This window comes from Nonomuraea sp. NPDC005650 (assembly GCF_040605375.1).
GTDB lineage: Bacteria > Actinomycetota > Actinomycetes > Streptosporangiales > Streptosporangiaceae > Nonomuraea.
On sequence record NZ_JBEXCR010000017.1, the window covers coordinates 109955 to 130088 of the forward strand.

The 20134-nt window shown below is 69.0% G+C and carries 16 protein-coding genes, 2 pseudogenes and 1 riboswitch; of the genes and pseudogenes, 9 read left to right on the forward strand and 9 right to left on the reverse strand.

The features are described from left to right. Positions 1–500 precede the first annotated feature (500 nt). The 3 genes from ABZS69_RS28675 to ABZS69_RS28685 all read right to left on the reverse strand — a co-directional run bounded on the left by ABZS69_RS28675 (position 501) and on the right by ABZS69_RS28685 (position 3705). Positions 501–1877, reverse strand: a complete 1377-nt coding sequence (locus ABZS69_RS28675) for an ankyrin repeat domain-containing protein (protein WP_355377966.1) — start codon at positions 1875–1877, stop codon at positions 501–503. A 652-nt stretch (positions 1878–2529) separates the two neighbouring features. Beyond that, a riboswitch (SAM riboswitch) is annotated at positions 2530–2619 on the reverse strand. An 83-nt stretch (positions 2620–2702) separates the two neighbouring features. Then, complete coding sequence (locus tag ABZS69_RS28680) at positions 2703–3305, reverse strand: hypothetical protein (RefSeq protein ID WP_355377967.1); 603 nt, start codon at positions 3303–3305, stop codon at positions 2703–2705. Positions 3306–3384: 79 nt separating this feature from the next. After that, positions 3385–3705: a hypothetical protein gene (locus tag ABZS69_RS28685; protein WP_355377969.1), complete on the reverse strand. Its 321-nt coding sequence runs from the start codon at positions 3703–3705 to the stop codon at positions 3385–3387. A gap of 707 nt (positions 3706–4412) precedes the next feature. On the opposite strand from ABZS69_RS28685, the gene ABZS69_RS28690 reads away from it, so the two are divergent. After that, on the forward strand, positions 4413–5237 hold the full coding sequence (locus ABZS69_RS28690; protein WP_355377971.1) for a hypothetical protein: 825 nt from the start codon (positions 4413–4415) through the stop codon (positions 5235–5237). A gap of 292 nt (positions 5238–5529) precedes the next feature. Here ABZS69_RS28690 and ABZS69_RS28695 read toward each other — a convergent pair whose 3' ends face one another. Together ABZS69_RS28695 and ABZS69_RS28700 are read right to left on the reverse strand one after the other, a co-directional pair. Beyond that, positions 5530–5667, reverse strand: a complete 138-nt coding sequence (locus tag ABZS69_RS28695) for a hypothetical protein (RefSeq protein WP_355377973.1) — start codon at positions 5665–5667, stop codon at positions 5530–5532. Positions 5668–5877: 210 nt separating this feature from the next. Next, positions 5878–7275: an alpha/beta fold hydrolase gene (locus tag ABZS69_RS28700; protein WP_355377975.1), complete on the reverse strand. Its 1398-nt coding sequence runs from the start codon at positions 7273–7275 to the stop codon at positions 5878–5880. 517 nt (positions 7276–7792) lie between these two features. Between ABZS69_RS28700 and ABZS69_RS28705 the strand changes: the two genes are divergently transcribed. Both ABZS69_RS28705 and ABZS69_RS28710 read left to right on the forward strand, forming a co-directional pair. Further along, positions 7793–9715 carry a sialidase family protein gene (locus ABZS69_RS28705; RefSeq protein ID WP_355377977.1) on the forward strand — a complete coding sequence of 641 codons (1923 nt, stop codon included), beginning with the start codon at positions 7793–7795 and terminating at the stop codon, positions 9713–9715. Between the two features lie 786 nt (positions 9716–10501). Beyond that, a pseudogene (locus tag ABZS69_RS28710) lies at positions 10502–10795 on the forward strand (transposase family protein); the annotation flags it as partial. Between the two features lie 160 nt (positions 10796–10955). Here ABZS69_RS28710 and ABZS69_RS28715 read toward each other — a convergent pair. After that, positions 10956–11738, reverse strand: coding sequence for an endonuclease/exonuclease/phosphatase family protein (locus ABZS69_RS28715; protein ID WP_355377979.1), 783 nt, complete (start codon positions 11736–11738; stop codon positions 10956–10958). A 53-nt stretch (positions 11739–11791) separates the two neighbouring features. Here ABZS69_RS28715 and ABZS69_RS28720 point away from each other — a divergent pair, with 53 nt between their 5' ends. From ABZS69_RS28720 to ABZS69_RS28745, 6 genes and pseudogenes are all read left to right on the forward strand, one after another. Continuing rightward, on the forward strand, positions 11792–12760 hold the full coding sequence (locus ABZS69_RS28720) for a hypothetical protein (RefSeq protein WP_355377980.1): 969 nt from the start codon (positions 11792–11794) through the stop codon (positions 12758–12760). Positions 12761–13178: 418 nt separating this feature from the next. Next, positions 13179–13865 (forward strand): FadR/GntR family transcriptional regulator, encoded by a 687-nt coding sequence (locus tag ABZS69_RS28725; RefSeq protein WP_355377981.1) that lies wholly within the window; start codon positions 13179–13181, stop codon positions 13863–13865. A 188-nt stretch (positions 13866–14053) separates the two neighbouring features. After that, the gene (locus ABZS69_RS28730; RefSeq protein ID WP_355377983.1) at positions 14054–14284 is read left to right on the forward strand and encodes a hypothetical protein; all 231 of its coding nucleotides are present in this window, start codon (positions 14054–14056) and stop codon (positions 14282–14284) included. A gap of 19 nt (positions 14285–14303) precedes the next feature. Then, positions 14304–15074 (forward strand): hypothetical protein, encoded by a 771-nt coding sequence (locus tag ABZS69_RS28735; protein ID WP_355377985.1) that lies wholly within the window; start codon positions 14304–14306, stop codon positions 15072–15074. Further along, a complete protein-coding gene (locus tag ABZS69_RS28740) occupies positions 15071–15277 on the forward strand; it encodes a hypothetical protein (protein ID WP_355377986.1) in 207 nt (68 codons plus the stop codon). Before ABZS69_RS28735 ends, ABZS69_RS28740 begins: the two co-directional genes overlap by 4 nt. A 290-nt stretch (positions 15278–15567) precedes the next feature. After that, positions 15568–16143: pseudogene (locus ABZS69_RS28745) on the forward strand (aromatic amino acid lyase); the annotation flags it as partial. Positions 16144–16183: 40 nt separating this feature from the next. Here ABZS69_RS28745 and ABZS69_RS28750 read toward each other — a convergent pair. The 3 genes from ABZS69_RS28750 to ABZS69_RS28760 all read right to left on the reverse strand — a co-directional run bounded on the left by ABZS69_RS28750 (position 16184) and on the right by ABZS69_RS28760 (position 20111). Then, a complete protein-coding gene (locus ABZS69_RS28750) occupies positions 16184–17017 on the reverse strand; it encodes an alpha/beta fold hydrolase (RefSeq protein WP_355377988.1) in 834 nt (277 codons plus the stop codon). A 118-nt stretch (positions 17018–17135) separates the two neighbouring features. Then, positions 17136–18779, reverse strand: a complete 1644-nt coding sequence (locus ABZS69_RS28755) for a SulP family inorganic anion transporter (protein WP_355378217.1) — start codon at positions 18777–18779, stop codon at positions 17136–17138. Positions 18780–19115: 336 nt separating this feature from the next. Beyond that, positions 19116–20111 (reverse strand): hypothetical protein, encoded by a 996-nt coding sequence (locus tag ABZS69_RS28760; RefSeq protein WP_355377989.1) that lies wholly within the window; start codon positions 20109–20111, stop codon positions 19116–19118. Between the last annotated feature and the right edge of the window lie 23 nt (positions 20112–20134).

A 20134-nucleotide genomic window follows, 5' to 3' on the forward strand; every position in this document is an offset into this window, starting at 1 on the left:
TGTCAAGAATTCTTAACCTCGCTCGTCTTTCCGGAGGTCTCTGCGGAGCGGATACCGGCGTTTCGCCGCGTACCTCGAACTCCTGGCGCGTCAGCTCGGCGACGCCGCTCTGAAACCGGGCGAGCGCGAGCGCCCGGCCGCCGCGCTCGCCAACGTAGAGCGGTCGGCGCCCAAGGCGATCGCGACCGCCGGCACCGCACTGCGCGAAGCGACAGCGCTGCTGCGCGTGTGGATCTGTACCGAGGGCGTTGATCTGGTACGCGCGGATCAGGTCACCAACGCCGGCATCGTACGCGGCGAGGCAAGCCGACGAACACGACGTGCTGGACAACAGCGGCGCCACGGCGATCCTGACCCGATGCGGCACGTCGCCGTGCTGCGTGAGCTCATGAACGAGGGTCTCCAGAAACCAGCCCTGCCTCGGACTCCAGGGCGGCGGCGTCGACTGCGGGTACTACGGGTTGATCGCGGCTTGGGCAGCCCGGACCTGCAGCGGCAACTCAGCGCGTTCGAGACTCGATCAAATCGTGGAGCTGCTGAGCCACGGGATCGTGCGGGCGAGCGGCGAAGGCTATGTGCAGCCAGCCGTCGGCGTCGATTTGGAGGAGATCGTCGCGAATGGATGGGTCGGCACCGCGTTCCAGGAGCAGGCGGATCACCTGGAGACGACCGCCCGGGATCGCCCAGTGCAGGCCGGTCCGCCCGAGATAGGGCGCGACGTCGGGATGGACGCCGCGGTCGAGGAACCAGCGCACGACCTCGAACCGGCCGTGCTGGCAGGCATGGACGAACGCCTCCCCCACGATCTCCTCCGGATCATCGGTCGGCGGCAGCCGAGAGGGAAAGCCTGCGCCGGTGTCGGCGAGGTCGGGGCGCGCCGACGCGGCGTCCGGCCGGAGCCTGCCGTCCTCGTCGAAACAGGCCCGCACCAGATCCAGCCGGCCGCAGGCGGCATACGTCCAGAGCGCCTGCGGGACGATTCCGCGCTCGGCGAGCAGGTCGACGACCTCCGTGTTGTCGTGGTAGATGGCGTCCTCCAGCGGGGTGATGCCCCATTTCCGGATGCCAGGGTCGGCGCCGGCGTCGAGCAGCAGGCGTACGTATTCGACCCGGTTGGAGCGGGCAGCCCAGGTGAGCGGGAGATCCAGGTTCGTGGCCTTGCCGAGCAGGACATCGACCGAGGCGCGCGGCACGCCGAGCTCCTGCTGGAGCCGGACACCGGGGATCAGCTCGGGGCCCGCGAGCATGTGCAGCAGGGTCTCGGCCTGCTCAGCGGTCAGACCGGCCAGCCGATCCGTGTCGCCGGCCAGCAGGGCTTCGGCCTCGCGGTGCAGTTGCCGCCGCTTCTCGCGACGTTCGTCGAGATCGCGCAGGGATTTCTCGGTGAACGACACGAGCTCCCGCCAGGTCGGGAAGCCGAGCTCCCGCGCGATGATCAGCCGCGCGTCGCGAAGCTCGGCGGTCGCGGCGGGGGTCGCGGCGGGGGTCGCGGTGGCGTGCCGGGGCACGTAGGCCCGCAACCGTCGCAGCGCGCCGGGATCGCCGCGGCGCAACTCGACGAGGAGGGCGTCGGCCATCGAGGCGTAGATGCCCGGCCTGACCCCCATGAGGCGGGAGACCGGCCGTTCTTCGGTGGTACTGCGGTTTTCGACGTGGGCGCGAAACTCGGCCCAGGTCCGGAATCCGTGTTCCTGCGCCAGCACGAACTGGGCGTCGCTGAGCAAGAACCGTTCGGCGGCTCGATCGCCCAGCACGTCGGCAACCCGGGCTTCGGCTGCCGCATCGCCCTCCGCGTACGCGTGATGCAGGTGCTTGGCCTGCTTGCGGTAGTAGTCCAGGTTCGGATGGGCCGGCAGCTCGAAATGACGATCGGACATGGCAACCTCCTTCATCGCCGAGGTCCGCTTGCCCGGCCGGAAAGAGGTTGGTCTTGTCCAGTGCGTTGACGTGCTGCTCGAGGTGGGAAAATCCCTGCCCGCGGACTGGCAGCGCCCTCGCACGCTCCTTTCAGAGTAGTGATCGGCTCTGCGTCGAGGCAACCGTCAGAAAGCGTCGAAGAGTTTCCGGGGTCATGATCATGCAGCCGCTTCCATGCTCCCGAACGGGCGGGAATCGGAGAGAAATCGTCGGCCGGGCCGCGTACGGTGTTCACCAGTGGCCGCACGCGCTGGCCCGCTTCCAAGCCCAGGATGTCGGCCTGCTCCGGCAGGGTGACGAAACCGCCGCGGCCACAGCCAGGTCCGACTGCTTCAGCGCCTTCCGCGCCTCGAAGGCGATCACATCACGCCTGCCGAGCCGCGATCAGCCTCGGGCGAAGCGGACCGGATCGGAGACCTCGACGGTCGCGAGCCCTTGATCTGCGACTGGGTGCAGCCGGGACATGTGGTGGCCGGTCCGGTCGGATGTGCCGTGATCGCGCGCCCGGCTCGGCCGGCGGATCGCAGAAGGCTCGCCGTCCTGCCATCGGTTCGAGCCGGGCAAAGGGCCGTGGAGCATGGGAACTTCGAGCCGTACGCTCATCGGACCTCATCTCATCGATCCTGGCAGTGGCACCTTTCCCATCAGGGCAGGTTGCCGGACCGTCGCAGGGCCAGGTCCCTCGGGTCCTCTGGATGATGACGAGATCCGATCATCCGTTTCCGGCGGAGAGCGTCAAACCAGCGGCCGACGCGGAGTTCCCGGGCGGCCCGCCGAGCTTCTGGTTAGCAAATGCCCCACTTCGGGTCCCAGAGCTTGTTGTAGTAGCGCGTGCCCTTGTAGTAGACCCTGAGGCCGCAGGGCTTGCGCGCACTGCCCCCTTCCCAGGTGCGCGTCTTCCCGACGTTGATCGGCTTGTAGCCGGAGTCGGGCCCGGTCTGGATCAGATTGACCTTGACGGTCCTGGCACAGCCGTTCCTCACCTTCAGGTAGCGCGTGTTGCCCTTGACCCACGTCGTGTGGGTGACACACCTCAGCTTCGCGTCGGCGCTGGTGGCTGCACTGGCCGCGGGTACGCCGCTTACGAGCGTGCCCACGATTCCCGTCATCAGTGCAGCGGCTACCAGTTTCTTCCGCATAGTCCTTATTGCCTTACGTTTGGGGACAAAAGCCGCCAAGAGGCTAACACGCATCGCGATCACATGGTTACCCAGCGGGAGCTCAACGTCCTTGGACAGACCAGAGCGGCCCAGCACGGCCAGCAGCTCACCAACCGGTAGACATGCGACAACAGCACTTCGCGACGGTCGCAGCCGCCACCCTGATCCCAGTTCACAGTGCGGAACCATGTCGCCGACCCGGACACCGTCAAACTCGGCGCGGTTCACCCCAGTCGCATCGTCAAGCCCTCACAGTGGGGAGGTAGGCCCCCGCCCGCAGAAGGGCAGGGGCCTACCGAGCAGAACATCAGTATCGGCACTGGCCGGCACTGGTCACATCGGCCGACTTCACCCAGTACCCGGAGGTGGTCCCCAGCCGGCCGTTCGACGCGGAGCCCTGGTAGACATTAAGCGTTGCGCCTCTGGCCCAGGAGCCGCTGAAGGTGGTGCCCGTGGCGGACAGGTAGCGCTGGGTCGGCCGCAACGTCTTGTAAGGACAGACGACAGCGGCCGCGGCGACCTCATCCGTGGTGGTGGCGCCGACTGCGGGAGCGGTGGCCAGCGCGGCACCGGAGGCCAGAACGAGTGCCGTGAGCGTCGTGGCCAGGCGAGCCTTAGAGATGATCATGCGGTTACGGTATGCACGTTGCGGCCAGGTGTCGTTGGCCGTGAGTCGCCAATCGTTTGACCCAGCATCCACGAACTGGATCAGCGGATTTCCTGGCCCTTGGTGCCTTCGCAAGGATTGTCACGGTGGTCAATCCGGGCCGCGTTGCGCGCATCGCCCCTTTCGACGGCATGGACCCCCCAAACTCCAGCGAGGTGAGAGCACCCGACCACCGACTTCACGCAGCACAGCAGCACAGCAGCACCTTGAGGACGTACTCCCCGATGCGGTTGGGGCGGGCCGTTGCAGGACACTGCGGGAGGCACCCCGCGGCGCGATGCGCTCTCCGATCGGGCCGGACGATAGTGGGCGCCGCTGTCAAAACGCCGGAAACCGTTCGCACCGCATCGTTCTGGTTGGCGGAGGTGCGGGAGACGGGCCGCTCCGCGTCGCCCTGGGCCCGGCGGCAATTCTGCTGTGAAGCGGCCCGCGACGCGATGCGTGAAGGGCGCGAAGCCGAACGTACCGTGCGGCAGCCCTCACAGCGCCGGCCGCCAATCACGGACACGCGCCAAAACAATTTATCGGCGGCCACTGAATTTCGCCTGAAAACGCGCTGAAACCGCACGTGGCAGATGATTATTGCCAGCCCCGGGGATGCCCTGCATGGCGAGCAATGGCCAAAGTCTATGATCTTTATAGCTCCTCCGATGGTGAAGGGAATGAGAATGCGGCTCAGCCTCCCCCGTAACACCCTGCTGGCAGTGGCGGGCTTGGACCTGCTCCTCGCTTTATTGATGGCTGCTGGACGTTTGACGCCCACACCCGCGGGACTGGTGGCTGCGGCGGTGGTCGCGCCATTGTCCGTCATGGGATATGTGCACGCGTATCGGCTGTTCAAGGCCGCTCGAGAAGCCGGCGCGGCGCCATTGGGCGCGCTGGGGACGGTCGCCGATGCTCTGGTGCCGCTGCAGGTGCGCATGCTCATGAAAGCGGAGTCCAGGAACCTGGCCAGCCTCGCCCTGTGGGCCAGGCGACGCCAGGACGGGGTGCCGCCGAGCGGCACTGCCCTGTCGTATGCGAAGAATCAGCGGCCGCTGCTGCTGATGCTGCTGTTCGCCGTGGTCGTGCAGGCGATCGGCCTGGAGTGGATGCTGGCGGTCTCGGACGCCCCGGCCGGCCTGCGCGCCGTCGTCATGGCGGCCGATGTCTATCAACTCCTGTTCGTGCTGGCCCTCGGTGCGGCGTGTGTCACCCGGCCGCATGTCGTGACCGCGGAGGAGTTGCGCATCCGGTACGGCGCGTACTTCGATCTGCGCGTCCCGCGCGACCTCATCGCCTCAGTCAAGGTGAGCCGCAACTACGACGCGCGCGGTGTGATCAAGGTGGCGGACGGCCACCTCACGCTGGGAGTGGACGCCCAGACCAACCTGATCATCAACCTGGCCGGGCCGATCGCCGTCACCAGGCCCCTCGGCCGTCGCGAGCACATCACCACGATCCGCTTCTACGTCGACGACCCCGGCTCTGCTCTGAAGAGCCTGAAAGGGTGATCGTAGAACTAGGTTCGATCACGATCACGCGTGCCGGCACCCGCATTGACACGTCACCCTCCGAGCCCGCCTGGGCTGCGTCGGCCCGATGCCCGGTCCAGGCATGGGCGGGCTTGACGCGAGTGAGTCTCCGGCTCATCAGCGTGATCGCCGCGACGGTCAGGTGGGCCCCGCTATGCGAGGACTGACGTTCAAAGTCCACCGCAGTGCGCCGGGCGTTCGTCAGCCAGCCGTATGCGCGATCTCGCCCAGCCCGAGAAGGCACCCACGACGGCCAGCAACAGTGGAATGCCTATGCCCGGCCCACCTGGCACGCCGGCGCGCTGGCTCCTCCGCTCGCCCCGGTCAGGCCCCATAGTGCCCGCTCCCAGCTCGCCGCCGCGTAGATGGCGGCCGCGGCGGCGAGCGCCAGCAGGGCATCCGCGATCACCGGCAGGGGCCGCTTTCGCGTGCGACGGCTCCCGTCTGTCGGCTGGCGGGTGGGCTGAGGGGAGCGACGACTCCCGTCTGTCGGCAGGCGAGTGGGCTGGAGGAGGCGACGGGTGCCTGCAGGCAGGCGGAACTTCCGGAGCCGACCGCTGTGCTCAGGTGGCATGCGGGTCAGCCTGGCCACAGCCACCTGTCAGGGCGAACCCGGGCATCAGCACGCGGTGGCGGGAGCAGGGAGGATCTTGTCGACGAAGTACGCGTTCACCTTCGCCGTGACGCAGGCGTTGCCCGAGAGGTAGATCTCGTGGCCCGGCCCGTCATGGTAGGTCGTCCCGCTTCCCCGTACCTGGCGGATGACCCGCTCGGTGCCCGGGAAGTCGGCCCAGGTGCCCACGCCGAGCAGCGGCGGCACGGTCTCGGGCAGCGGCCCGGTAGGGAAGGTCACCGGCGATGGATAGCCGAGGCAGCGAAGCCTGGTCACCGTCGTGCCGCCCGTCCCGGTGTTGGGCGCGACGGCGCGCAGCCGTTTCGTGGAAGCCTTCAGGGCAGCATAGTCGGCAGGTCGCGGCATGTCCTGACAGGCGATGATGTCCGGGTTCGGACCACCCTGGGCGGGAAAGGCGGCGAATTTGGACGCGTCGCCACCAGCGGCGGCGGAGATGGCCTCGGCGATGGCCGGCCACCGCTCGGGTCCTTGCGAGATCAGCGCCTGTCCCAGGTAGTCCTGCAGTTTGACGCCGTCGAAGCCGCCCGGCTGGAGCGGTACGCGATCCGCCCGCGCCACAAGTGCCTGCCACAGACGCGGTACGTCCTTGCCCCGCAACACGCAGGAGGGTTCGTCGGCGCACCACGCGAGGAAGCGCCGCAGCCGCCGCTCGCTGTCTCGCGCCCGGGCCTCGTTCTCCTTCTCCGGGTCGCTCATGTTGCCCGTCCCGTCCAGGACCATGGTCCGGATGCGCTTCGGAAACAGCTGCGCGTACGCCTGCCCGAAGGCTCCGCCGTACGATCCCATGAAGAGGTTGATCTTGGACTCGTCGAGGGCGCGTCTGATCGCCTCCATGTCGCGGGCGTGCGTGAGCGAGCCGATGCTGTCGAACAGCTCGGGGTCGGGATCGTGGCACGGGGCGGCGTCCGCCCGGTTGCCGGCTGCGATCTTGTCGAATCCCGCCTGGTCTTTGGGCAGTACGGGATCGGTCTTGCTCTTGATCTCGCACGGCAGGTGCGTGCTGTAGCCGTTGGTGTAGCCGCGTGGGTCCCAGGTGACGATGTCCATGCTCTGCCGGAGCTGCGTGAACGCGGCCACCACACCCGGCACGTCGCGAAGGTAGGCGATCCCCGGCGCGCCCGCACCGAAGTTCGCCAGCACCGCCCCCTTGGCCGGGCGGGATCCGGTGGCGGCCAGCCGGCCCAGTTTGAGCTCGATCGTGCGCCCGCCTGGCTTCGACCAGTTCACCGGAACCCGCAGTGTGGCGCAGCGCATGCCCATGGCGCCGCCACCTCCCGGGCAGTCGCCCCAGCTCAAAGCGCCTTCCCTGGTAGTGGCTGTGGCGGGCGACTGGCAGAGGGCCACCAGCGTGACCGCCGCGGCCAGAACGCGTGTGATGTTCATGCGCCGAGCCTGTCGCGGACCAGCCCACGGACGCGTCACACCTTCGATAGACATTCCCGGCGCGACCGGTCGCTTGGACAGCCGCCGCACGCCGCCTGCGCGTCCGCAGAGAAGTCCGGGCGACATCCACGAGGCCTTCCTCAAGCTTGCCTGCGCGCTCATCTGCTGGCGACGCCTCACCTCATCGCGTCAGCAGCTCTGGTCGGAAAGATCTTGCCCCGTTGACGGCGGGGTATCGGGTGCGAGAGGCGGCCGGCGGGTTCGTAGCGCACCCGCGGGACCGCGTTCTGGTGTCGCAGTACGAGCGGTTGCGCAGCCGAGCAGGGTCGGCCCCTCCGCGTGGACCTGCCCCGTTTTGATGCCAGGCCAGCCGCCCTGCACCGGACGCGCCTTTACAGGCAGGGCAACACAATCGCCCGCCTTTGGTGAAACATTCTACGTTCACCATCTATTTAACATGGGACGTTGGACGTAGGATGTCCCCTCGTAATCTTCTCCTGTCAGGAAGGGCGAGGACATGCACGATGGTCATCCCCCGGAGGGCCGTACCGGGCGCCGCTCCCGGCGCCGCCGGGCGGGCGCCGTAGTGGTGCTTGCGGGCTTACTCGTCAGCGCGTTCAGCGCGCCGGCGAGCGCGGCGCCGGCGGCAACCTTCGAGCCCGGCGCGACCGCCGACGCCGCACCGTTCGTGGACGAGCAGGTGCTCTACAAACAGGGCGACTTCGGATACGGCTGCTTCCGGATCCCCGCCGTGGTGCGGGCCACGAACGGCATGGTCCTCGCGTTCGCCGAGGGACGGGTGAAGGACTGCGGCGACGACGAGGACATCGACCTGGTGCTGCGTCGTTCCGCCGACGGCGGGCGCACCTGGGGACCGCTGCAGGTGATCTCGGAGGGCAACGGCACGACCCACGGCAACCCGGTGCCGATCGTCGACGAGCGCACCGGGCGGGTCGTACTGGTCAGCACCCACAACGGTCCGGAGCCGTGCCCGAACGGCTGTGACCGCGACCCCTGGGTGCAGTACAGCGACGACCACGGGGCGACCTGGTCCGCCGCCAGGGAGATGACCGAGGGCAAGCGTCCGGAGTGGAACTTCTGGTACGCCACCGGCCCGATGCACGGCATCCAGCTCAAGCTCGGCCCGCACGCCGGCCGGCTCATCGTCGGGGCGAGTTTCGAGAGCTGGGACCGGGTCGGCAAGCACGTCTACGGCACGCACCTGCTCTACAGCGACGACAGCGGGGTGACCTGGAACATCGGCGCCGAGACCTCCCGCGACGACGGCACGGTCATCGCCCAGGAGGTCACCGTCGTCGAGCTGACCGACGGGCGGATCTACGCCTCGGCCCGCGAGCGCGGCACCGACGAGGGCAGCCGGGCGTACGCGACCAGCAGCGACGGCGGCCAGACGTGGGACGCCCCGTTCCGCACCAAGCCGGCGCTGGCGACGACCGACGTCCAGGCGGCGCTGCTGCGGTTCAGCGACGGGCGCATCCTCTTCTCCTCGCCGATGCACCCGGGCGCCCGGGAGGCGATGGGGATCCGGTCGTCCTACGACGAGGGTCGCCGCTTCGAGACATGGGATGAGGGCAAGGTCTTCTACTGGGGGCCGTCGGCGTACTCGGACATGGTGCGTCTGGACGGCGACGAAGCGGCCCTGATGTACGAGGCCGGCAACATCACGCCGTACGAGCAGATCCGGTTCGCGCGGTTCAACGAGGCGTACTTGGAGACTCCGAACGGCACCCCGCCCGGCATCCCCGCTCCCCCAGTGCCCGGCCCGACGACGCCGGACAGTTCGCCGTACCGCAACCAGGCGTATGTCCGCGGCGGTGCGCAGACCACTGACGGGCGGTTCGGCAACGGGCTGGCCCTGGACCGGGTGGACGACCGGGTGGAGGTGCCGTTCAACGACTCCATCGACCTGGGAGCGAAGGACTTCACGCTGACCTCCTGGATCCGGTATTCGGAGCAGGCCGGCTCGCACGCGATCCTCTGGTTCCACCGGGTGAACAGGGGCACCAACCCGCCGGCGCTGTGGCTGCGGGCCGAGCCGGCCAGCAACCGCATCCGGGCGGTCCTCTCCGTCGACCGGTTCAACGTGACCGTACAGTCGCCGAGCGCGTACAACGACGGACAATGGCACTTCGTGGCGCTCCAGCGGGTACGTGGCGAGCTCCGGCTCCTGGTGGACGGCGTGCAGGTCTCGTCGGCGGCGGCGCCGGCCGGGTCGGTGACCCTCGGCAAGGAGTTCGGGGTCGAGGGACTCCACATCGGACAGCGGATCGACGGCGTGGACCGCTTCCGTGGGTCGCTGGACGAGGTACGCCTCTACCGGCGCGCCCTCACCGACGCCGAGCTGGACCTGATCCGGCAGTGGAACCTCCCGATCGGCGGGCGGCTGGGGCTGCGGCTGCCGTTCGATCAGGTCAGCTAAGGCGACACGAACCGCTTGGCGATGGCGCTCTCGGGCCCCGGGGGCGCCATCGCCGCGCCTTGACGGTGTTTACGGACCAGAGGGCGGCAGAGGACGTCCTACGTCCTATGGTCCTCGGGCAAACTGTGCCCGGCCCAGTGGTCTTAGCCGTACGGCCACCGGACTCGGGTGCCTGTGTCGGCCCAGTCGCCGAGGTGGGCCACGAACTGGCGCCGGCTGAGCTGAGGGCGGCGATATTCGAGTGGGCGACGTACGGTCGTCGAGTCGTAACCGGCGACGCCGGCCGTGTGCCACTGCGGCCACCTTGATCCCGATGGCCGCGGGAACCTCACGATGGATCACCGGATACGGAGCGGCCGGCGCCTGCGTCTTGGCGGGCGGCGGGTGGTACGGCCCGGGCGGCATCGGGGCGGCGACAGCCGCGACGCGGGCCAGGAAGCGCATCACCTCGCCGCGTTGACGCGGTCGTGCCTGTCCTTCCGCCGGGCGCATAGAACTCGCCTGCTGCGCTGTACGCGTACAGGCCGTCAAGACCCACGGCGACGAGCACGTCCAGCGCCGTCTCACGGCAAGGCGTGCCCACCCGGACAGGCAGCAGGACCGTACCCCGACTGCCGCCAAGCGCCCCCGGCGTCAATGAGCCATTGTCTGTAACGACCAGTCGCTCTGCGTAGCGCCGTCGCGTGCCCTGACGTGCCGCAGCCGATGATCGGCAAGCGTAGAGCCCCTGGTAGAAGTTGTCTCGTCTAGAGATCGACTCTGGCCGCCGTCCGCGCCACCCTTCCGACCCTGGCCGATCTGGGCTATGAGGGCGCCGCCGATGTCGTCCGGGTCCCGGTCAAGAAGAAGAACGACCGCAAGCTCAGCGACGATCAGCACACCTACAACCACCTGCTTCGCGGCCTGCGCGGCGTCGGCGAACGCGCAAACGCCCTGCTCACCGTCACCTTCGAAGCGCTGCGCCGGGTCAGCCTCGACCCATGGCGCATCGGCAAGATCACCCGCGCTGCACTCGTCCTGCTCTACCGCGAGTATGACTGGACCATGTCGGCATCACACAACGTGATCTTCACTCGCTGAGAACGGCTCAATGTCACACAAGATACGTCAAGACCTTCGATGCGACGCAGGCGCCGCCCTGCCTGTAGCGAGCCCAGGCGCATCACTGATGTGGCGGCCATTTACTTCGTCACCGTGCAACCCTTGCGTGCCCGAAGAGTGCCATCGCAGGCCTGGCCGATCATGGGATCGGCGAGAAGTCGACGCGAAGTGGCAGGTGGTCGGAGGGTTCGGTCAGCGACGGCATCGCGGTGTCGCGAAAGAGCTTGGGCAGGACACCGGGTCGCGGCTCCAGTCGTCCCGTCGAGAACAGCAGGTAGTCGAGCTTACGCGGTCGGCCGTTGATGGCGCAGGTGTCCCACGGCCGTTGGCTCCGGCAGCTCTCGTCCATCCCCCGCTCCAGCGCGGCCGCCAGCACTATGCTCTGCGATATGGCGTTGAAGTCGCCAGCGAAGATCCAGGTGGCGTTTGGGGCCTTGGCGTCGCGGTACGCGGCGAGCTCGAGCATCTGACGGTAGCCGAGATGCTCGGCGCGAGGCGTCGACTCAGGTTGCCATGCCAGGTGTGTGCAAGCGACGTGGAGCGGCTGACCATCGAGGGTGAGCCGGACGATCAGCGCCAAGTCGTCGTTGCCGGGACGGTGCGCCTCGAAGTGCAGTTCGTCGTGTCCGAGCCAGCCGAAAAGCGAGCGCCGGGCGAAGACGGCCATACCGTCGGGGCGCCGGTTGCGCTGGACGTAGGCCATATGGTGGGTGGCTTCCAGGCGAGCGCGTAGGCCATCGTAGATTGCGGGCTCGAGTTCCTGCAGGCACAGCAGGTCTGCGTCGAACTCTTCGATGCGGGCGAGCAGCAGGGCGTGACGACGGGTCGGGTCGAGGGCCTCGGGAGTGGAGCGGGGGTAACGATCGCGGTGGGCAAAGGACTGGGCGAGAACGTTGTAGGTCATGGCTTTGAAGGTCTCCATACCGAGCACGGTATTGATCGACACCGGGAGCGCGACAGGACACGGTTTCGGACATGGCCGTGAACGACATCTCCCCGATGGGCTGCACATGGCAGCGCTACCTCGAACAACTGACCTGCGAGCATGGCGGGTGGACCGCGCTGACCCACATGCTCATCCGGCGCGCCGGCCCGTCAGTGGGGCTGCCGTGTGATCCGGGAACGATCGAGCGCGGGCTGCGCCGCCTCAAGACCCGAGGCAACGCGCCCGGCGGGCAGTACGGGCGCTGGCTGCTGCACTACTTCGGCGTGCCGCGCCCGCTCGAACACACCGCACGCTGGATGGGGCAGTACCACTCCCGCTTCGCAGATCTGCCGCTGTCACTGCGCGAGGCGCAGCTCTGGTTGTGGGATCGGCCGCCGATCGCCGAGTCGTCGGCCGCATGCTGGATCCACCTTGGCCTGGCCTCGGTCGCGCTGCGCCGAGGAGACCTCGAGGGCGCCCGGCTCCGGCTTGTCCGCGCGAGTGGCGCGACACAATTGGCCGCACAGATCGAGTCGGCGCTGCTCGAGGCCCGGCTCGAGATGGACGCCGGGCAGGCGGCCCGCGCCGACGAGGTGCTCACGCGGGCTCAGTCGCAGATCGCACTGCTGCCATCCGACGGCGAGCGAGACTGCTACCACGCGCGCTGGGCCGATCAGCGCGCGTATCACCTGATCCACGCCCAGCCGGAGGCACGCCTGTCGCAAGCGGCGCGGCTCTATCGATCCATCGACGCCCGCAGCCCCGCCTCCTTTGCGCTGTTCCGGCGTGATCACGGACTGGCGTACTGCCACTGGAAACTCGGCGACCGCGACCGCGCGCTCCGCCACGTCCGCGCCGCCATCGAACGGGCCGGCGACGCCGGCCTGTTACGCCTCCGTGTGATGGCGCTGCAACTCCTGGCCCACATCGAGCCGCGCGAAGCTCGTCGGCTACGTCGCCGCGCTGACCGCATCGTCGCAGAGTTGGAACAGGCGGACCTCGAACCTCACATCTCGTAGCGCTACGAACGCTGCTGCACGCCGAGTGGCATCAGCGCCGCACCTGGAAGGCCGCAGGTCGCTGAGCTGCTCGCCCAGGCGGTAGTGATGCTGCGACTGGTTCCTCGACGTCCACGCGTCGGATCGCCGCCGTCGCCGCCGCGGCCCTCATCGTGCTCCACCACGAGAACGACCGGACAATCTGAAGATCACCGTGAGTCGCGATCGCTTACCGAGAACAGCTCAATGTCCTCACGACGCCCCGCCGTCCGATTGGTGGGCATAGAACATCCTATGTCCCGGACCAGCGTACGAACTGACCATGGCCGCCCGGTGGGACATCTGTGTCGTCGACGTAAACTTTCCTACCTCGGCTGGCTTTCTGGGACGAAGAGGTGGGATGTTTTTAAGAAAGGTCTTCGACGAGCTTGGAGGTGGCATGCCTACACGTGACGGCGCGTCGCTTCAGGAGCGCATCGTCTCCCTGATTCACGAGCGCGGGCTGGCCCCCGGGTCACCGATGCCGACCGAAGTGCAACTGATGGAGCTGCTCAGGGCGAGCCGCAACAGCGTCCGCGAGGCCGTGCGGGCCCTGCAGGCGTTGGGCATCGTCGAGATCCGGCACGGTCATGGGACGTTCGTCGGGCACGCGCCGCTCGACGCGCTGACCCCGTCGTTCGCTTTCCGGGTGCGTTCTGGGCCGGGCGGGATCCGGGCGCTGCACGATCTGGTCGAGGTCCGCGAGCTGCTCGAGACCGGGCTGATCGGCCAGGTGGCCGAGAGCACCAGCGCTCCCCGGCTCGCCGCGTTGGAGGCCCTGGCCAATGGCATGGATCGGGACCGGGAAGCCGATCGGGCGTTCCACGCGCTGCTGTACGACTCGTGCGGCAACGAACTGGTGCTGCAGCTGATCGGCCTGTTCTGGGACGTCTACCACGAGGTCGAGCCGACGCTCGGCCCGCCGGAGGAGCGGAGCGCCGAGATCGCCGTCAACCACCGCCGGATCGTGGCGGCGCTTCGCGCTCGGGACCCCGAGGCCGCCCGGGAGGCGATGCGGCTGCACTTCCGCGACGTCAAGGCGCGCATCGCGCGGGCGCAGGCCCGGGCGGAACCCGCGCCGACCTGACCTCGGTCACGCCAGACCGACGGCAGCGAGGCAGCCCGGCGCGCCACCTCATCACCCGGGACACCGAAGACCGTCGTCCGCCGCTCCCGGAGCTCGGAGAGCCGGTGGCAGAGCACGGGCAGGTCCTCCAGCTGCGCCTCGTCGTCCCCAGGCAGCTGCAGGGTCCAATGAGTTCGGCTCGGGGTGCGGTGTACCGTCATCCACTTAGCCCGTCCCCGCCGCCCGGGGTGGGCATCCCGGAGACGGCGTCGGCACGGGCTGCCGCCTCGGTCGAGGAGATCGCCGGCCGACTGCGCGGGTTCCTCGACGACAACGTCCGCTACGCTCCCTACGTCACCCTCCCTGGCACCCCTCTTCTCTCCTGGTGCTGGCCGGAGAGCATGGAGACGCGGATGCCGCCCAAGGGTGTGCCCGCCTAAAGCGGCAAGCTGCTCGGAGATGGACGAGCCGCTGGAGGTGCGTTTCTGGATCACCTCCCCAGAGGCGGCGGTGAGCGCGGTCGCGACGACCCGCCGTGGCACCAAGGAGTGCGGCCGTTCTGACGGTTACGTGCTCAAGGACGTGGCCGACTTCAACCAGTCGGGGTGGCGTGGCGTGCGGGCCTTGGCCACCACGGATGGCTGGACGGAACACGGCGACCCGGGCGCCGGGGCCACGATCGTGGCAGCGCGTGGCGGACTGTTGGCGGAGGTGACGTGGGCCTGGGCTTTCGAGGTGGATGGAGTGCCGGACCCACAGGTACTGAGTCAGGGCACGGCATCGGCCACGTCCGTGCTGGCCGCCGTCGGCGGCGACCCTGCCAGGTCCGCACCCGTCACCACCGCCACGCGGTCGGTTTCGGCCGCGATGGCCGCGGCCCTGCCCCCTCCGTCCGCATATGGCAAGGACGTGGCGTCGTGGCCGCGCCCGGGCGATGGCCCCCTCTCGCACGAGTTGGTCTGCCGAGACTCCTTTTTCGAGCAGAACGCCTACAACGGTGCGCCCGCCGTCGCCCGCCGCCTGATCGGCGAGGTCTCCGTTCGTGAGGACGTGCTGGTCCTGCCCGATGAACAGAGCGCTGAACGAGCCCGCCTCCGGCCGCTCGCCACCGGAGCAGGAGCCGCCACCCAGGACGAGGCCAGCCCCTGCGGCTCCGAGGATGCACGGTCCTACAGCATCGCCCCCGCCGCGGACGTCTCAGCCGGGGCCCATGGACCGGCGAGATCGTGACCTTCGCCATAGGCCGCCCTGATTTGCTACGCCAGCCGTTCGATCACGACTCCGTGGCACACGTCGCCGTAGCCGTGCGTCATGACTCCACCATGGTCTACGTCCGTTGGCAGGCATCGGACCGCCCCGATCCGGCCGCCGCTTTGCGCGCGGGCCGCGACGCCCTCACCCGTACGCTCGACCGCCTGCCCGCCGGTGGCTGAAGCCGGACTACCCACGCTTCCATCGCTCGACCGGCTCGCTCGTTCCTGCAGGACCTCGGCTCGATAAATTTTCGTGATAGATCGACCGAACAACATTATTTGTCTTTATGGGATGGGCTGGATGAGATAGAGGTGTGGCGCCGATCGTCACATTGACCGAAGGAAAGTCCAGTGCTTTTGAACATCAGTCCCGGAAGTAACGGCCTTGCCGGCTGGCGTGAGCTGTATTTCGGCCGCGGTCCGATCGTTCTCCGCCTGAGCGAGTCCGCGCGGCACGCCGTCAAACGCTCGCACGAGCTGGTCGAGCGCTGCTCGCTTCCGGCGACTATCGGACGGCGAGCATCGGTGTCCGGGTGCAGGACCCGTACAGCCTGCGGTGCATGCCGCAGGTGCTCGGGGCCTGCCTGGACCTGATCGAGCACGCGCGCGCCACCCTGGAGATCGAGGCGGACAGCGTCTCGGACAACCCGCTCCTGATCTCCGAGACCGAAGAGGTCGTCTCGGCCGGGAACTTCCACGCCGAACCGGTCGCGTTCGCGGCCGACATGCCGGCGATCGCCCTTTCGGAGATCGGAGCCATGTCCGAGCGCCGCATCGCCTTTCTCATCGGCCCCTCGCTGAGCGGCCTTCCGGCCTTCCTCACCGGCGGAGACGGCCTCACCTCGGGATTCATGAGCCTGCAGATCGCGGCGGCGGCCCTGGCCTCGGAGAACAGGCAGCGCGCGCATCCGGCGTCGGTCGACGGCATTCCGGCCGCGGGCAACCAGGAGGACTTCGTCTCCATGGCGACCCATGGGGCGCGAAGGTTGCTGGACATGGCCCGGAACGCCCGCGCCATCCTCGCCACCGAACTGCTCGCGGCGGCCGACTCTTCAGCACCGCAGAGTAGAAACCTACACCGGACCGCTACGCATGATCGGCCCCCAGGAACGGGAGCAGCAGCGCGTAGGTCTCTTCCGGGCAGTCATCGTGCAGCGAGTGACCGCCGCCTGGCACGACATGTGCCTCCACGCTGGGCAACCGCGAAGTGAACCCTTCGACCAGGCGCGCGGGGAGGATGCGGTCCTCGCCGCCCCACAGCAGCAGGACGGGTATGTCGACAAGGCGTAGATCTCGTTCGGTGTCCGACCACCGCACCGAGCGCTCCACACGCAGCAGGTCCGCGAGCAGGGTTGCCCGCCGGCGCGACGACTTCATCATGTGCACGTAGTCGTTCAGCCGATCCGTTGGCACGCGTTCCCGGTGGGCGAAGGACTTGCGCAGCAGATGCCGCGCCGAGCCTGCCAAGGCCCGGCCAACGGCGAGCTCACCGATCAGCGGGAGCCGCGCGAGCCGGAACTCCCACGTGTCCCTGACCTCCAGCCCACCTGGCGCGATCAGCGCCAGGCGGGCCACCCGGTCGGGGTGCAGCTCAACGAACCGTAACGCGAACCCCCCGCCCCAGGAGTGCCCGACGATCGCCGGCCGCCGCACGCCCACCGCGTCGAGAAAGCCGGCGATGGACCGGGCGATCCCGTCGGCTCCGAGCGGGAGCGCGCGGTCGAGGATCTCCGTGGCGCCTTGTCCCGGCGGGTCCAGTGCGTAGACGGTGTAGTGCGGGGCAAGGACGTCGAGCATCGCCTCGAACGTGAGCTTCCACCCGCCGCTACCGGGCAGGAGCAGGACGGGCGGGCCGTTTCCTGCTCGCGCGTAGTGAAAGCGGGTCGACTCGGTATCCAGATAGGTCTCGTGAAGCAGCATTCTCGGCTCCCGCCTACTTCCTTCGTCCCGACGCACGTCCTGGTGGCATCCAGCCCATAACTCGTACACTACTGTACGAGTTATGGGCATCCGTCGGCGACCGTGGCGTCGATACGTTTCAGGGCGGGAGCGGCTCGGCCAGCAGCGGAGGTGCGGGCAGGACACCGGCGTGGTGCAGCAGAAGCCGGGCGGCTGCGACGGCCTGCGGTGTCGTGGCGAACACCTGCCCCGACGCGCTCAGCCGGGCGAGGACGCCCAAGGCGTGCAGCGACTGGTGGTGGCCGTCGCGGACTCCGGAGACATAGACGGTGATGCCGCGCCGCCGCAGCCGGTCGATCGCGTCGCCCAGTACCCGGGCGCCGCTGGCGTCAATGGTGGTGACGCGGGACATACGCAGGATGACCACCGACACGTCGGCGACATCGGACAGTTGCAGCAGGAAGCGGTGGGCGGCGGCGAAGAACAGCGGTCCGTCCAGGCGGTAGGCCACGATGTGCTCGGCCAGCAGGGCGTGTTCTTCCTCGGTGTGGTCCTCGGGAAGGTCAGGGCGCAGCGGCACGGCCTCCAGGCGGACGTGGCGGGCAATGGCGCGCAGCGCGAGCGCGCCGGCCACGAGCAGGCCCAGGATGACGGCCTGGACCAGGTCGAGGGCCAGGGTGGCGATCGCGGTCAGCGCCAGCACCACGGCGTCGCCGCGGCTGGAGTGCACCATCGCACGTACTGAGCCGATCTTCACCATCCGGATCGCGGTGGCCAGCAGCACTCCGGCCAGCGCGGCCAGCGGGATCTTGGCCACCAGGTCGGCGGCGGTGTAAACGATCAGGCCGAGGAGCGCGGCATGGGTGAGCGCGGCCAACCGGGATTGCGCGCCGGAGCGGACGTTGACCGCGGTACGGGCGATCGCGCCGGTCGCCGCGACCCCGCCGAACAGCGGCGCGACCAGGTTGGCCAGGCCCTGTCCGAACAGTTCCCTGTCCGGGTCGTGGCGGTGGCCGCCGCTCATGCCGTCGGCGACGGCGGCCGACAGCAGCGACTCCAGAGCGGCCAGTGCGGTCACCGCCAGGGTGGGCGCGATCAGCGTGCCCAGCGTCGCCACGTCGAGGAAGGCCAGCGAGGGGGCGGGCAGCCCGTCCGGCAGTTGCCCGATGCGGGCCACGTCCAGGCCGGTCAGATCGGCCGCGACCGTGGCGGCGGCCACGGCCGCCAGAGAGAAGGGCGCGGTGGGCCGCCACCACGCCCCGGCCAGCATCAGCGCGGCCACGGCCACGGCGATCGCCACGGCCCAGCCGTTCGGACGGGCGGCGAAGTCGAGGACGGCCTGCCAGGCCACCACGGCGACGTTCTCGCCCTGCGGGATCGGGACGCCGAGCGCGGCGGGCACCTGCTGCAGGCCGATCACGCAGGCGATGCCGAGGGTGAAGCCCTCCACCACCGGAGCGGGGATCAGCGTCATGTAACGGCCCGCCCGAACCAGCGCCAGCACCAGCAGCAGCAGTCCGGCCAGCACACCGACGGTCAGCACCCCGGAGGCTCCGTGCTCATGCATGATCGGCACCAGCACCACGGTCATCGCGCCGGTCGGGCCGGACACCTGCAGGCTCGATCCGCCGAAGAAGGCCGCGATCGCGCCCGCGACCACCGCGGTGGCCAGCCCCGCCGCCGCCCCCGCCCCCGACGAAATGCCGAATCCGAGTGCCAGCGGCAGGGCCACGATCGCCACTGTCAGGCCGGCCAGCAGGTCCCGGCGCGGGCGTCGTCCCATCGCGGCCAGTTCGGCCCGTTCGGGCAGCACCGAACGCAGGCGGGCCCAGCCCGCCCGGACGGCCGCGTTCACGAGTCGCCGCTCCCCGTCCAGCGACCGTCGCCGCAGTGGAACAGCGGGAGGCCTCGGTAGCCGGGACCGGCGGCAGTTGGGGCGAGTTCGGTCAGGTTGGCGCGCTTGATCACAGGGATTCCCTTTCAGCAGGTGCGTGCTCCGGAAGACGCCACCGACCAGTGGAAGCGGCGCTCCTGCCGCGTTGATCATGCCGGGTCGCCGCCCGTAACACTATGCGCATGAACCAACCCATTGAGTAACAGTCGTCGAGGTGACGGAGTCCTATCCCGGCCCACGGGACCGGTAGACGACCTGCTTCTTGGACCGTCCGGGATAGACCACGATCAGATGCCACTCGGCGGGCAGCATGGTGACGGCATCCTCGTCGGCCCGCGCGTACACCCGCACCCGGTAGTGCCCCGGCCCTTTGGCCGCCAGGTTGGGCAGGGCCCGCCCGGCCCCTTCCTCGCCGCCCGGCCGCATGGCCGGCACCATCAGCCGGCCGCTGCGGCTCTCGACCCCCACCTCGGCCACTTCCCGCCAGCCCCTGAGCCGCAGCGGCGGAGCCTGGTCGAACGCCTTGACGGTCACGCAGACGTTCATCGCTCTGATCGTCTCGATGCCCACGCCGGTCTCCGCGCCCGTGAGCAACCCGTCGTAGTCCCGTTCGACTCCGTCCTGGTTGTCCGGATCCGCGTCGTCGGCGAGGTGATAGCCGCCGCCTTCGGACGTGAAGTACGCGGCGGTCCCCTGCTTGCGGGCCCGCGTCCTGGGCCACGGGTCACGGCAGGCGGCGTTGCTGGCGGCGACATAGTCGGCCTGCTCCTCGGCCATCCGCTCGTCCGAGGGCATCAGGTCCGGACCTCCGACGACGTCGGGGCACAGGAACACCAAGGCGCCGTCCAGCCCCCGCATATTGAGCGTCCGGTCCCCGCTGCGGAGCCATTCGTCGGTTCTCCTCCACCCCGGCTGCGCGCACAATGCCCTGCCGGACGCCAGGAGGGCCCGGTCGGACCTGTCGGCGGGGAACATCGGCCCGCCCGCGTCCCGCACCAGGCACAGGAAGGCACGTTCCCGATCCTCCGTCCGCGTGTCGTCGAACCCGCGGTGCAGTTCGGTCCACGCGGGGCAGCTGACGTCGTAAGGCGGCCGGTACGGTAAGCGCGGGCCCTCCGCACCGCCGAGCAGCAGGACGAGCAGCCCGGCGAGCAGCGCGACGGTCCAGGCTTGGCTGTCACGTACGGCCGGGGCCGTAGGTGGCGCTCCTCTGTTGGGCATGATCACGAGACGCCCAGGACGCA